Source organism: Candidatus Nitrosopumilus sp. (assembly GCF_965263415.1).
Taxonomy (GTDB): Archaea; Thermoproteota; Nitrososphaeria; order Nitrososphaerales; family Nitrosopumilaceae; genus Nitrosopumilus.
Genome location: NZ_CBDHHI010000002.1, coordinates 37445 through 50026, shown reverse-complemented (window position 1 = coordinate 50026; position 12582 = coordinate 37445). Strand labels below are relative to the sequence as shown.

Here is a 12582-nt window from a genome sequence, read left to right as displayed (position 1 = left end):
GTTGCCATTTCAACAAACAGTAACCAAGATATTTCGTTCTGGTAAAAGAGCAATAGATAAGGCATTACCCAAAAAAATTAACAGTCAATACTTGCTTGCGGAAAATCGGGAAGAGATGAACAGATTGAAAAAAGACATATGTGCAAAAGTTGTAGTTTATGCTAGAGAAAATCTAAAGGAAGGTGACAAGAATTTTACTGGTGAATTATCTGAGTCAATTGAAGTAGTTGTTCAGGATAATAACGTATCTGTAGTTGTAAAGTCACCTTATGGATGGCCTGTTGAGTTTGGTCTTACACCTGGCAGAACTGTTAATTTTGATGCATTAAGAAATTGGGTTGAAGGTAAGCTTGGAGTACCACATTCTGAGTCTTATGAAGTAACATTAAAAATTGCCAATAAAATCAAGTCAAAGGGAATAAAACCAACCAGATTCTTTAAAAAAGCAATACTTAGACTAGTCAAGGCTGATGGTGCTAGAGTCAGTGGAAATCGCAAGAAAACAAGCAAATTCAAGAAAATAATGAAGATACTTAAACGTATTAATAGAATTAGAAAGAAAGTATCAAAATTTATATCAATGAAAGGTAAGATGAAATCATGAGTGGATTGGCTGGATTAAAATTTGCAGATGATATTATCAAGTTGTTAAGTGATAAATGGAGGCCAGGATCAGGCGGAAAAAGACCGACATTTTCTAAGGCTTGGAGGACAAAAACAGTCAATGTAGGTACCAATTCTGATGAGAATATTATAGTAATGCTTGATTCTGATAATCCTAATATTTTCAGTTTGCAATATAAGGATGCAGATAGTAATCCTATTTTTGATTGGCTTCATGATCTTTCTGTCAGTTTGGACGTTAGGACTGGCAAAAGTGAAGATCGGGTAGAACAGATGGTAGATGAGGTTTATAGAATATTAAAGACAAATGTAGCTGCTCCAACGGTAAATAATAGACAATATGTTCAACTTTTGCCAGGCCAAGCCCAACCAATGCTTGAGGACTTTAAGAATTATTTCAGATATGTAGTAGATGTTGAAGCCATGAGATTGAATCCATAATGTTTTTAAATGTTTAGATATTTAAAATATTGTGTATAATAAGAAATATTATCAAGAAAATAGAGAGCGTATATTAGAATTAATGAAAAAATATAGGAATGATCCTAATAGCCCATTAAGTAAAAGAGAACGTAGTTTTAAACATAGAGTAATTTTTTATTATTCTGATGGTACTATGAAGTGTAAATGTTGTGAAGAATCACTTTTTGAAGGATTAACTATTGATCATATTAATGGAGATGGTAAAAAACATAGAGAAACGGGTTGTGGCCACGGTCAAGCATTATATCAATGGTTGGTTAAAAATGATTATCCAGAAGGATTTCAGGTATTATGTGGTACTTGTAATATAGCTAAAGGAACAAAGAAGGAATGTCCTCATAAGCATAATATTTAAAAACTATAGTCAGACTTAAATAATTATGCCAGTTACAGGTGCTAGTGCTTATGTTCAATATGGGTATGAATCTACCTTCAAGGGTGGAGCTACCCAAACAAAGGTTTTCGGTTGCGAGAATAAATTAACAGGTTTACGTCTTATTAATAATACAATAGGTGTAAAGGAATTATATACACCTGAGATAAAGAAATGGATTTTTGGTAAGACTGAAGGTTTTGCTCAGGCAGAATGGATAATTTCAAATCCATGGTTTTTTGATTTTATATTTACAACTCCTGAATCAACTGGTTCAGATCCTTATGAACATAAATGGAGTTCTGATCCTGACTTTGTTGGTGCTGGTGCATTTGATAATACTTCTGTTAGAAATGTAAAATCGGGACATTTGGAAATTGGTATTGATGCTGAAACTGAAAATGTTGTAAGAAATGCCAAAGGTGTCATAGTTCCTTCATTAACATTAAGAACTACAATTAATGACGCTGTAAAAGCTTCAATGTCTTTGATTTGGGGTAAGGAAGATTCTCTAAGTACTACACTTGACAGTACACCAGCTTCGGATGATATTCAATTTCCATATACTTTTGTTCATGCAAGTTTGGAATTGCCAAATGGAACTGTAATTGCACAGATTCAAGATTTTGAATTAAACTTTGAGCCAAATGTTGAATTAATTTGGGGAGTTGGAAGTGCTGAGCCTTCTGGTAAGTCTGGTAAGAAAATTATTGAAATGTCAGGAAGATTCAAAAAAGCAATTGTTGATCAAACCATGTTACAATATGTAATTGACAGACAGGAATTGGCAACACTTGAAATCACTTTATCAAATGGATTATCTGGTTCTAATGAAAGAAGCATTACACTTTTGGGAACTGGTGTAGCACCAGCTGATCATGACAAGGATTTGGTACCTGGCGAAATTATATTTGAAAATTTGAAATGGAATATTCGTTCAATGCTTGTGACCGCAGTAAACAGTACGGCTACGCCTCCATAGAAAAGCCTTTTATACTTGTTTATTTTCTAATAAAATATGAATATTTCAACTAAGACATTTGAAGTTAATATTAACGGTGTAAAAGAAACTATTGAATACAAGTCTGATTTGACTTTTGGTGAAGTTCAAGATATTTTAAAACAGACATATAATGCCAAGAATCCATTATCACCTACATTTGATGGTCAATTATATCAGAGATTAATTATGGAATATGCCATTGTCAAGGCACCATTTGATCCAAAGGATTATACCAAGATTTATGAGCTTCCAGATGATGCGGTACAGGAGATATTATTAGTACTGATGGAACAATTCCCTTTAGGAAGATTTTTACAGAGTCATTCGGTGATGCTGAAGGAAATGAGTTTGACGAATCAGAAGCCTTAATGTACACCCGTGCAGCTTTATTATTTGGATGGGATGAGGAAAAAGTAAATAGTCAAAGAACAGAATATTTAAAAGCTATTCTTCCTAAAGCTTGGACAGAGGCGAAGGAACTATATCGTACACCCTTAAACTTGTAATTGATGATTCTAAGATAAGAGAGTTAGAGACTCGACTAGGCAAGACTTTTGGTGCTGAAAAACAACAGGGAGTACTTGCTAGTATTTTTGGTCAATCTGGTGAAGCTGGTAAGAATCTAGCAAAATTGGGCGGAATTGCAGCTGGTGTAACAGCTGGTACTACAATATTATCTCAAATCTTAAAGATATCTACTGAAAGTTCTGGACACTTTGCAGCTACCGCTAAACTTTGGGATACTTCAATAAGAATGATTTTTAGACCAATTGGTGATACTATTGGACTTGTTTTAAGACCATTTGCATTAATGATGATAAAATGGGCTGTACCATTTTATCAGAAATTTTCTCAACAAATTCCAGAAATTTTAGAAGGTGGAGAAAAAATTGCGGAAGGTGATGTATTTGGTGGTTCTGCTAATGTAGGTGGAGGAATATTAGATACTATATTTGGTGAAGGTGCTGGTGATAATTGGAGAAGTAATCAACAGGCATTATCTGATTTAGGTCAGGGAATAATTGATTTCTTTTCGAATATTAGTTCTTCTGGTAGTATAATGAGAAAAGCATATGCTGATACTGGTAGTGATATTGATAATTATAATAATAAGATAATGGAACAAGGTGATATATTTGCTCAGGCAGCTGATTTTATAATTAATTCAGCTGTAGAACTTCATAAGAGACTGTCAAGTGGTCAAAATGCGGGAGTAATCGGTGGAGGAGCTGGTGCTGGTAGATCAAGTAGAAGTGGTAGGAGTACAAGTACACCTAAGTTAATGCCAAGAAACATATATGAAAAATTTATTCAGACTAGAGGCGAGGACTTTACAGAAAGATTTATGGAATCTAGAGGATTTACAGGAGTAGAATCACCTAGAAGTACTGCTAGAAATCCTAGATCTGGTAGTATGGGAATAACCGTAAATATTAATAATCCGAAATTAGATGATCCAAATTTGGGTAGAAAAATTCAGGATGAAGTACAAAAAGAATTGAAGAAACTCCCAGGGCGTAGATAAAAATGGCAACAGTAAGAATAACAAAAACCTCAGTTGAAGATTTCGGGACAGAAACGTTCATAATGCAATCAAATCAATTTAAGACACTCAGAATAAATCTTAATACACCAATGTTTGTTCAGGATATTCCACAAACAAGTGAGGAACAAACTATTGTAATCAAGGTAACTGGAAACGTTCAAAGAATCTATTATTCATTTCCAATAAACAAGTTAGATACCAATCTAGTTACTTCAGGTTTGGCTTCAGGAATTGATACTACAACTGTAGACGGTCAAATGGGATTTCTGTTAAATGAATTTAGACCTACTGGTATTGAGGATAGTTATCAGTTTGAAATTATAAGTCCTAGTATTTTAAACAGAATATGTACATTAGAGGATCTTGATATTAGTTTTGAGGAAGATGATCCAGTTAATCCAATTTGTAATATGGTTTTTGTAGTTGGTGATGTTCAGACTACAATTGATGAAAATGTACCACAAAGACCTCCAACAAACCTGTCTGTTTCTGATGTATCAGGAAATCCTAGATTGACTTGGACTAATGTAGCATCTGCGGATGAGGGTGGAAGTTCAATTACTGGTTATAAGGTTGAAAGACGCTCACAAATAGGTTCATGGGAAACTTTGACTTCAGCTGCAAGTACACCTTATGATGATACAGGTGCAAGTGATACTACTGGTGTGATTTACAAGTATAGGGTTAGTGCCGTTAATAGTGCTGGTGCTGGTAAAGCTACTAATTTGGTGAAACATACAAGGCCATGACCAATTTAATTAAATTTATGGTAAATGGATTAGAGTCTAATTTACTGTCTGCAAAGACTAGAAGAAACGGTTCTAGAACAGTAGATTCTATGGAATTTTCAATACCTCCAAAATATTCAATTGATGAAGGTGATGAGGTAACATATATTCAAGATGTTGCTGATACAACATTTTTGACTGCAATTTATAATTTCCAACACTCAGCAAGGGATGAGGGTGGATATGATTTGGATGGTGATGATGGTACTTATACAGCTGATTATGCCAATGATACAAGTAGAAATTATGCCAAAAGTGTCAAACCAGTAATTAGATTCAATGCAGATAATGAAAAAGTAACCGTGTCAGATAATTCCAGATTTGATTTTTCAAAACAATTTGATATTATTGTAGTTGTAACTCCCGAGGTTGGTTCATCAACTGCTAGAACATTTTTTAGCAAGTCAAATGGTGGAGTTGGCGGAGGAATTGAAATTGGAATTTCAGGAGCAGATCCAGGCTATGTAGATGTTGAGTTATTCAGTACTGCTGGAATACTTACACAAATTACGGGAACTAATGTTGATCTTCGTGATGGTGATTATCATTTTGTCAGGGTAAAAAGAGATGAAAATGATTTGATAACTGTATCTGTTGATGGAACTAGTGAAGGTACTGCGACTAAAAGTGCAGCTGTCGATGATTATACTGCAAGCGGTGTGGATTTGTTAATTGGCAAGAATTTTGGTGCTGGTTCAAAACATTTCCGTGGAAATATTGCACAATTAAGAATCTATAGTGGAGGATATCTAAAGGATTCTGATTTTACTAAAGTTTTAAATGCAAAGAGACAGCCATTGACTATGAAATTCCGTGGCAAGGTTTCACATTATGAGGATAATGTCGGGGTAAAGACCGTATATGCTCAAAGTGATACTGAGGTTGCAATCAATACAAAAATTTCAAAATCAAATATGGATTCTAGAGATGATAGTTCTGACAATAACGGTATTGATAATATATTTTTGGATGATGCTACAAACAGGATGAGAACAGATACAATAGTTGAAAAGATACTTGAGCAGATTGATTCTGAATTTATATTTGTAAACGATACTTCAAATGGAACTATAATGAACAGATATGTTGCTAGAGGTACATTAATTTCAATAATAAGTAATTTATTTGCATTGGATAGTAGATCATTTTGGATAACACCAAGAAAAGTTTTGATAAAGGAAAATTCACCAATTTCAACTACTCATTCATTATTAAGTCAAGATTATAATATGAATGTAGATGGAAAAGATACTACATTATTGATTAATGATTTGGAAGCAGTAGGAGAAGTTCAGGTTCATAATAGAACTGAATTGTTCAGTGGTAATGGTTCATTGACTGCATTTTCACTTTCTGATATGCCAATTACTACAAAAGTTTCGGTAGGTGGAACTGAACAAATTAGAGGTATAGATAGTTCTGATAGTGCTGGTAATGATTATTATATTGAATATACTGATGGTTCAAGTTCAGGAGCTCAAATAATTTTTTATAGTGCTCCAGCTTCAGGTTCAAATAATATTTCAGTTGAATATACATTTGAAAATACTTCTACACTGTATTTTAGAAATTCTGATGCAACAAGTATTACAAATAATGGTAGAATATCTGGTAGAATATATTTACCTGGCTTTGATCAGAATCAACTTGCTTCACTTGTTAGCAGTATAGTTACTGATAGAAAAACTATCAAAAGAAGAATAGTAGTTCAGGCACCCAAGTTAATCAATTTTGTGCGGGAAGGTTTGGAGATGGATATAGTATATCCATTAAAATCAATAGATTCAGCATTTGAATTAAAATCAATAGAATGGATTTATCCAGATGGAATAACCATATTGACATTTGGTGAGCATAAATTTGATTATTTTGATATAATGGAAACCAATACTGACAGGTTGGTTGGACTTGATGATTCAATTGTCAAGGCAAATAACATTTAAATAATCCAAAAATACCTGTATATTAATGTTTTCTAGAAATTTTCATGATGCAATAGATAGACCGTTTGCCAAGGAAGATTATGATGAAACTGGACATTATTATCTGACTGACAAGGGTAAGAGATATCCTAGTATTACAACTATTTTCAAGTTAATTGATCCATTTGAAAAGACTGATGGATATGAAGCTTTTGTAACTTGGGCTATGAATAAGAATAATATTGGAAGAACTGAAGCTATAGAATGGTGTAAAAAATATAGTAAATCTTCTACAGATGTAGGTACTGCATTACATAAATATGCTGAAGATTATTTAACAACAGGTGAATTACCTCAAAAAGTTAGGCCTTCAGGTTTAGAAAAAGAACCTTATGAATTATTTGAAGTATTGAAAAAATGGCTTGATGAAAATTTGTCTGAGGTCAATGGAACTGAATTTAAATTATATTCTGATGAATTAGGACTTGCTGGTACTGTAGATGTAGTTGCAAAATTAAACGATGGAACAAAGGTTATTATTGACTTTAAAAATTCGAGAAAACCAAAGACTCCAAAGAAATGTGAAGATAATCATTATTTTGAACAAATGTGTGCATATGCTAAAATGTGGGAATTTTGTACGGGAGAAAAAATAGAATATGGAATTATTTTGGTAGTATCTTGGGATGGAAAAGTACGACCATTTAAGGTAAAATTATCAGATTACGAGTCAAAGTTATGGAATTGGGCTATTAAATATGAAATGTTAGACGTATAAATGTTTAAATATCAGAATCCAAACGTTTATATATGGAACTAAGAGTGGTCGATAACAAAAAGACTGATGGCAAGCCTCCTGAAATTAAAATTGATAAAAGGACATTACCAAAAACTATCAAGCCTCCAAATGTCAAACATCTAAGATACTCAAGGAAACTTCCTACAAAATGTGATGATTGTCCATACCGTTCAAAACAGGCGGGAGGAAATGGAATTTGTTCAGTGTACAAGGAAGGAGAATTATGTATAATTAGAAAGGATATCAGAAATGCAGTACAAAGGTATTCAACAAGAAATCCTGATAAGATATTGCCATTATTAGAGGAAGATTTTGAATCAAATTATGAGAAATTAAAATTTTTCGGAAGTCTTGAAAATATGTCAGCTGCACTTGATCCTGAAGTAACTAAACGTATGAACGCTGTTAATAACCTGGCAAAGACAATTAATGAGTTAAAATCAAAGAAATCAACCATAGAACTTGAACAAAAGAAAACATTAACTGATGATAAAAAGAATGAGATTGCTCAAATAATTAGAATCCATACGGAGTCTAGTGATGAGTCTACATAAATTACCTCCAATTGAAACAGTAGAAGATGAGACAGAATATGCTCAGCGTTTAATTAGAAGTTCAAACGAATGTGCCTATTTTGCAGAACAGTTTATGGATTTAAAAATATTTGATTATAATGTTCCATATCTAAATTGTGAAGAGAGATTTATTGTATATCGTTCAGGCCGTCAGTGTGGCAAGTCAAGAAATGCAGCTATCAAGGCTATTCACTTTGGATATTTTGCCCCATTAAAGGCCTCTAATCTTGATGAGGGAGTTTGTAATGTTGTAATTGCTTCACTTTCAAAGGATCAGGCATATCTTATTTTTAACAAGATTTCTAATTTTATACATAAGAGTCCTACACTTTCAAAGAAGATTTTAAATGAAACAAAACAGGATTTGAAACTTGAATGGTTTGACGGTTCAGGTGTAACCAATTTCGTTGTAAGACCTATAGGGGATACTGGTGAATCATTAAGAGGATATACTACACATATGGCCATTCTGGATGAGGCTGGTTATATTCCTCAACCTGTATTTGATGCATTTTTACCAAGTACTGTAACTACAAAACCTAGAATATTATTAACCAGTACACCAAAAGGCAAGTCTGGTAAGTTCTTTGAGGCTTGTGAACACTCATACGTAATTTACAGGAAGGGTAAAGCTACGTATATCAAAGGAAGAGAAGATAGAGACAAGTATCAATGGGTTCAATTCCATGTTACTACATTTGATAATCCATATGCAGCTAACGATAAAGCAGTCCTTAATGTAATTAAGAATACTTCAAAAGCAGCTGAAAAACAGGAACTTTATGGTGAGTTTCTTGACGGTGGAAATGCAATTGTATCATATAATTTGCTTCAGGAATCATTAATGGAGTTTAAAGAAAGACCAAGATTCGAGTATTTTGAATTGGGTGTTGATACTTCGGGAAAAGGCAAGGATGAGACAGTATTGACAACTGTAGGAGTAACAGAAAACGGTACGGTATGTCCAGTTGATGTTTATGTAGAGTTGACAACTGATCAGACAAAATTAGCAGTCAAGATAAATGAACTGAACAAGGATTATAATTATAGAAGAATATACTATGATGAAACTGGAATGGGAGATACTTTGGGAGATATTTGTAGAAGCAGATATCCAGAATTACCAGTATACGGAATTAATTTCAAAACTGATAAGACTGAACTTTATGTCAATCTTGAAAGACTGTTTGGTGAACGAAAGATAAACTTTACACTTTTAGAGGAATTTCACAGGGAAAAAATGACTAGTCAGGTGGCCTATATGTATTGGGATTATGGTAAATATAAGGATCAGATACCAAAGGCAAGATCTGATAATCCTGATGATTATTCTGACAGTCTGGTTTTATCATGTTTTGGACAGCAAAGCGGGGACTTTATACAGGAATTACCTAGTGATTTTTGGCACGAAGGATATTCATTCTCATAGAAATTCTTAAATAGTAAAAGTAAACCTAATATAAGTGTTATGCCTGAGAAAAAAAACGATGTTAAAGAGGAAGGTTCTAAGTGGATTACCGTAAATGGTAGAAAAGTTGAGGTAAAACCTGATGAATCAGCCGAGGATGCAATTAGGGAAAAACTTCCAAAAGATACTCGCGGAGAAAAAGAAAAAAATACCAAAGAGGCAGTCAAAAAATCATTTGTTAAACGTTATAATGTTCTTAAAAGTAAATTTAATTTGAGGGATGAAGTAGTTTTTGATAATTTTGAAAAATCAGGTACAGTTTGCGGAATTGATGTAGGCATATTAAAAATATTTAGCAAGGGTACAACTTTTACCAGGCAATTCTATGAGGTATTCAAGAAAGCAGAACTTGTAGGCGAATATCATTGGGACATGCTTTCTAGAAATGACAGATTAGAATTAACAAAGGCTTCAGGTGTTGGTAGAACATATATTCATAATGATTGGAGTCAAATTTCTCCAAAGATTCAGACAATGATTCAAAAGGGAGCTCACCCAGCTGGATACAGTGGATCAACCAGTACAACAACTGTAGGAGTTTATAACCCTGTAAATGATGATAAGACGATTTCCCAACGAATAAAAGAGGCTAAAGGAAAAAATGGTAAAGAGAAGGAATCAGATTAAACGATGTTTATGCCCTTGTAATAGGGAACTGCCTCCAAGATACAAAGGTAGAGAAAAAATTTTCTTTGAACCAGAATGTAGAGACAGTTGGGGTATGTTGCCTGATTCTAAGAAACTGGATAGATTGGCCGAAACTTGGAGTTTCTTAAATGAAAAAGAAAAGATTAAGAGATTGGATGAAATAAACTGTAATGAAAATGATGTTTTTGAATTAATAGAAAAGAAAAAAGAAGATTAAGGACTCTTTTGTTTGTAAGTTGATTTAGGTACTGCATTAGTTGGTGGATTATTCTTCATATATTCTGCCACAATTCTATCTAAAATCATAGCGTCACTTTCATATCGTTTACCGTCTTTGAGTGGTTTTGCATACAATCTAATGTTTGCTTTTAATGTTTTTGGTATACTAATAGTAGTATCTTTTCTGTCTGGACTTTGTTTTTTAGCCATTTATATTTCAAAACTTGGTATACTATATAAATCTATTGGGGATACAAACGTATAAATAACGTTATTAGTACCAGATTACCAATGACAAACCTCAGTAAATACAAAGCACCTAGCGACTCTGTAAAATTATCGTTGATTGACGGTCAACCATTTACTATTACAGATGTTCAGGATAATGTTTACAAAGACGATGATAAAGAAGTTCCAAGTGTAGTAATAACTACCGAAGAAACTTTTAGTGTAAATATCGAAGGAGATGATATTGAAGCTAATAAATTCCATACTACCAGAGAAGTTGTAGTTGAAACACTGTCAAATAAACAATTGAGAGAAGATCTCGCCAATGGTGAAACCTTAAAGGTAAAGTGTGAACAGCCTAAAGGTAAAAGATATTTCGTCTTAGTTGATGCTTAATAAGCACAACATTTTTTATTTTTATACGTTTATATTTGAGTTAATATTTTAAATGTCAATGACTAAACAAGATGTTATCATCGAAAAGAAGAAACTCCTTAAACAAAGTTGGGTTGTAGTAAAAGACTCAGATGCTAAACTTGCAGATAGAAAAGCAGCTGCCGAGAATATAGTTGAATTAAGTAATGATTTGGAGGAATTAGATAAAACATTTAATGTAACTGATTTCAAACAAACTAGATATGCTTCATTACTTGAGGGTAAATTGCCAGGTTCAGCTGAAAAAATCAATAAAGATGAAGATAAACCCGATGTTATATGGCCAACTATTAAAGGATCTTTCGGGAAAAAAGAGGAAGAATTACTAGACAAATGGACAGCAGTAGCATATAAAATAGCCAAGAAACAGCACCCAGCACTCAATGATCAAGGTGACAAGTTTGGTACAATTGTCAATGCAATAAGATTACAACTTATTATGTTGACTAAATAAATTTTTTTATTTCAATAACTTAATATATGGCAATTTAATCTACATTAACAATGACAAGATCAAAATCTTCAAAATCTGTTTTAATTGTTTCAGATATGCATGTAGGTAGTGCAACTGCCGTATGTACACCTGAACCAGAGATAGCAGATTTGAATACGACACATAATCCAAATAAACTTCAACAGGAATTATATTCAGTTTGGCAAGAATGTATTGACGAACTTCATCAAAAGCCTACCGTTTTAGTTGTAAATGGTGAACCTTGTGATGGGGGAAATCCGAAAAGCCTGGGAAAACAATCATGGTCAACCAATTTACAGGATCAATTAAATGATTCTGAAAAATTGTTAGGTGAGATTCCATATCAAAATCTTCTATTCACTAGAGGAAGTGGATATCATGTAGACCAGCAAGGTACCAATTTTGAGGAAATTATCGCTCAGAAAATGAAGGCTGACAGATATAAGGCATTTGGAGGAAGTGGATATACTGATTATTATGCTCTATTGGAGTTGCATGGTAAAAAGTTCAACTTCACTCATCATGTAGGATTCAATAAATGGGCAGCTTATAGAACAACTGCTTTGGCTAGAGAAATGGCTGGAATGGTATTTGAAAATGACAAAATGGGTAAAGCCGATGTTATTGTTAGAAGCCATGTTCATTACTTTGTCCATATTGAGTTTGTACATACACATGGATTTACTACACCAGCTTGGAAATTCCCTGATGGACACTTATTCAGGGGCGGAACAGCTGGAACTACACCAGACATAGGAATGGTTGAAGTTATAGTAGAGCCAAATGGTGATTTGGTAGTCGAGAAACATATCGCAGAAATGGATATAAAACCAATAGTAAAACATTACTGATAGATATGAAAAGACGTACAATAAAAACTTCCGATATCCCTGTAGGTAACACACCAGAAACTATACAGGATAAAATTTTTTCTTATATTAAAGCAAATCCTAATTGTTCATTAAGTGATTTATATCATTTAGATCCGAATGAAGG

At 33.3% G+C, this 12582-nt stretch carries 17 protein-coding genes; 16 read left to right on the top strand and 1 reads right to left on the bottom strand.

From position 1 onward, the window contains the following. Position 1: 1 nt before the first annotated feature. From ACQY22_RS00380 to ACQY22_RS00320, 13 genes are all read left to right on the top strand, one after another. Complete coding sequence (locus tag ACQY22_RS00380; protein WP_428323673.1) at positions 2 to 604, top strand: hypothetical protein; 603 nt, start codon at positions 2 to 4, stop codon at positions 602 to 604. Next, positions 601 to 1065 carry a hypothetical protein gene (locus ACQY22_RS00375; protein ID WP_428323672.1) on the top strand — a complete coding sequence of 155 codons (465 nt, stop codon included), beginning with the start codon at positions 601 to 603 and terminating at the stop codon, positions 1063 to 1065. Before ACQY22_RS00380 ends, ACQY22_RS00375 begins: the two co-directional genes overlap by 4 nt. A 31-nt stretch (positions 1066 to 1096) precedes the next feature. Further along, positions 1097 to 1462: a hypothetical protein gene (locus ACQY22_RS00370; protein ID WP_428323671.1), complete on the top strand. Its 366-nt coding sequence runs from the start codon at positions 1097 to 1099 to the stop codon at positions 1460 to 1462. 25 nt (positions 1463 to 1487) lie between these two features. Further along, positions 1488 to 2462 carry a phage tail tube protein gene (locus ACQY22_RS00365; protein WP_428323670.1) on the top strand — a complete coding sequence of 325 codons (975 nt, stop codon included), beginning with the start codon at positions 1488 to 1490 and terminating at the stop codon, positions 2460 to 2462. A 36-nt stretch (positions 2463 to 2498) separates the two neighbouring features. Then, positions 2499 to 2852, top strand: coding sequence for a hypothetical protein (locus tag ACQY22_RS00360; protein WP_428323669.1), 354 nt, complete (start codon positions 2499 to 2501; stop codon positions 2850 to 2852). Positions 2853 to 2943: 91 nt separating this feature from the next. Beyond that, positions 2944 to 4008, top strand: coding sequence for a hypothetical protein (locus ACQY22_RS00355; protein ID WP_428323668.1), 1065 nt, complete (start codon positions 2944 to 2946; stop codon positions 4006 to 4008). 2 nt (positions 4009 to 4010) lie between these two features. Then, the gene (locus ACQY22_RS00350; protein ID WP_428323667.1) at positions 4011 to 4778 is read left to right on the top strand and encodes a fibronectin type III domain-containing protein; all 768 of its coding nucleotides are present in this window, start codon (positions 4011 to 4013) and stop codon (positions 4776 to 4778) included. Beyond that, entirely contained in the window at positions 4775 to 6760 is a 1986-nt protein-coding gene (locus tag ACQY22_RS00345) for a hypothetical protein (protein WP_428323666.1), read from the top strand. The genes ACQY22_RS00350 and ACQY22_RS00345 overlap by 4 nt, the downstream gene beginning before the upstream one ends. A gap of 25 nt (positions 6761 to 6785) precedes the next feature. Then, on the top strand, positions 6786 to 7517 hold the full coding sequence (locus ACQY22_RS00340; RefSeq protein WP_428323665.1) for a PD-(D/E)XK nuclease family protein: 732 nt from the start codon (positions 6786 to 6788) through the stop codon (positions 7515 to 7517). A 32-nt stretch (positions 7518 to 7549) separates the two neighbouring features. Beyond that, positions 7550 to 8092: a hypothetical protein gene (locus ACQY22_RS00335; RefSeq protein WP_428323664.1), complete on the top strand. Its 543-nt coding sequence runs from the start codon at positions 7550 to 7552 to the stop codon at positions 8090 to 8092. Then, entirely contained in the window at positions 8079 to 9542 is a 1464-nt protein-coding gene (locus tag ACQY22_RS00330) for a terminase large subunit domain-containing protein (protein ID WP_428323663.1), read from the top strand. Before ACQY22_RS00335 ends, ACQY22_RS00330 begins: the two co-directional genes overlap by 14 nt. A 39-nt stretch (positions 9543 to 9581) precedes the next feature. Beyond that, positions 9582 to 10208 (top strand): hypothetical protein, encoded by a 627-nt coding sequence (locus ACQY22_RS00325; protein ID WP_428323662.1) that lies wholly within the window; start codon positions 9582 to 9584, stop codon positions 10206 to 10208. Further along, complete coding sequence (locus ACQY22_RS00320) at positions 10183 to 10446, top strand: hypothetical protein (protein WP_428323661.1); 264 nt, start codon at positions 10183 to 10185, stop codon at positions 10444 to 10446. Before ACQY22_RS00325 ends, ACQY22_RS00320 begins: the two co-directional genes overlap by 26 nt. Here ACQY22_RS00320 and ACQY22_RS00315 read toward each other — a convergent pair. After that, entirely contained in the window at positions 10443 to 10658 is a 216-nt protein-coding gene (locus ACQY22_RS00315; RefSeq protein WP_428323660.1) for a hypothetical protein, read from the bottom strand. The two genes, ACQY22_RS00320 and ACQY22_RS00315, sit on opposite strands and share 4 nt — an antisense overlap. Before the next feature lie 81 nt (positions 10659 to 10739). On the opposite strand from ACQY22_RS00315, the gene ACQY22_RS00310 reads away from it, so the two are divergent. The 3 genes from ACQY22_RS00310 to ACQY22_RS00300 are packed head-to-tail and all read left to right on the top strand — an operon-like array spanning position 10740 to position 12437. After that, complete coding sequence (locus ACQY22_RS00310) at positions 10740 to 11072, top strand: hypothetical protein (RefSeq protein WP_428323659.1); 333 nt, start codon at positions 10740 to 10742, stop codon at positions 11070 to 11072. Between the two features lie 58 nt (positions 11073 to 11130). After that, complete coding sequence (locus tag ACQY22_RS00305; protein WP_428323658.1) at positions 11131 to 11565, top strand: hypothetical protein; 435 nt, start codon at positions 11131 to 11133, stop codon at positions 11563 to 11565. Positions 11566 to 11615: 50 nt separating this feature from the next. Then, the gene (locus ACQY22_RS00300; RefSeq protein WP_428323657.1) at positions 11616 to 12437 is read left to right on the top strand and encodes a hypothetical protein; all 822 of its coding nucleotides are present in this window, start codon (positions 11616 to 11618) and stop codon (positions 12435 to 12437) included. The last annotated feature ends 145 nt before the right edge of the window (positions 12438 to 12582 follow it).

What these genes read in the sequence shown, in the direction of transcription:
- ACQY22_RS00375 (WP_428323672.1), top strand. Translation starts at nt 601, where the DNA reads ATGAGTGGATTGGCTGGATTAAAATTTGCAGATGATATTATCAAGTTG.
- ACQY22_RS00365 (WP_428323670.1), top strand. Translation starts at nt 1,488, where the DNA reads ATGCCAGTTACAGGTGCTAGTGCTTATGTTCAATATGGGTATGAATCT.
- ACQY22_RS00360 (WP_428323669.1), top strand. Translation starts at nt 2,499, where the DNA reads ATGAATATTTCAACTAAGACATTTGAAGTTAATATTAACGGTGTAAAA.
- ACQY22_RS00350 (WP_428323667.1), top strand. Translation starts at nt 4,011, where the DNA reads ATGGCAACAGTAAGAATAACAAAAACCTCAGTTGAAGATTTCGGGACA.
- ACQY22_RS00345 (WP_428323666.1), top strand. Translation starts at nt 4,775, where the DNA reads ATGACCAATTTAATTAAATTTATGGTAAATGGATTAGAGTCTAATTTA.
- ACQY22_RS00340 (WP_428323665.1), top strand. Translation starts at nt 6,786, where the DNA reads ATGTTTTCTAGAAATTTTCATGATGCAATAGATAGACCGTTTGCCAAG.
- ACQY22_RS00335 (WP_428323664.1), top strand. Translation starts at nt 7,550, where the DNA reads ATGGAACTAAGAGTGGTCGATAACAAAAAGACTGATGGCAAGCCTCCT.
- ACQY22_RS00330 (WP_428323663.1), top strand. Translation starts at nt 8,079, where the DNA reads ATGAGTCTACATAAATTACCTCCAATTGAAACAGTAGAAGATGAGACA.
- ACQY22_RS00325 (WP_428323662.1), top strand. Translation starts at nt 9,582, where the DNA reads ATGCCTGAGAAAAAAAACGATGTTAAAGAGGAAGGTTCTAAGTGGATT.
- ACQY22_RS00320 (WP_428323661.1), top strand. Translation starts at nt 10,183, where the DNA reads ATGGTAAAGAGAAGGAATCAGATTAAACGATGTTTATGCCCTTGTAAT.
- ACQY22_RS00315 (WP_428323660.1), bottom strand. Translation starts at nt 10,658, where the DNA reads ATGGCTAAAAAACAAAGTCCAGACAGAAAAGATACTACTATTAGTATA.
- ACQY22_RS00310 (WP_428323659.1), top strand. Translation starts at nt 10,740, where the DNA reads ATGACAAACCTCAGTAAATACAAAGCACCTAGCGACTCTGTAAAATTA.
- ACQY22_RS00305 (WP_428323658.1), top strand. Translation starts at nt 11,131, where the DNA reads ATGACTAAACAAGATGTTATCATCGAAAAGAAGAAACTCCTTAAACAA.
- ACQY22_RS00300 (WP_428323657.1), top strand. Translation starts at nt 11,616, where the DNA reads ATGACAAGATCAAAATCTTCAAAATCTGTTTTAATTGTTTCAGATATG.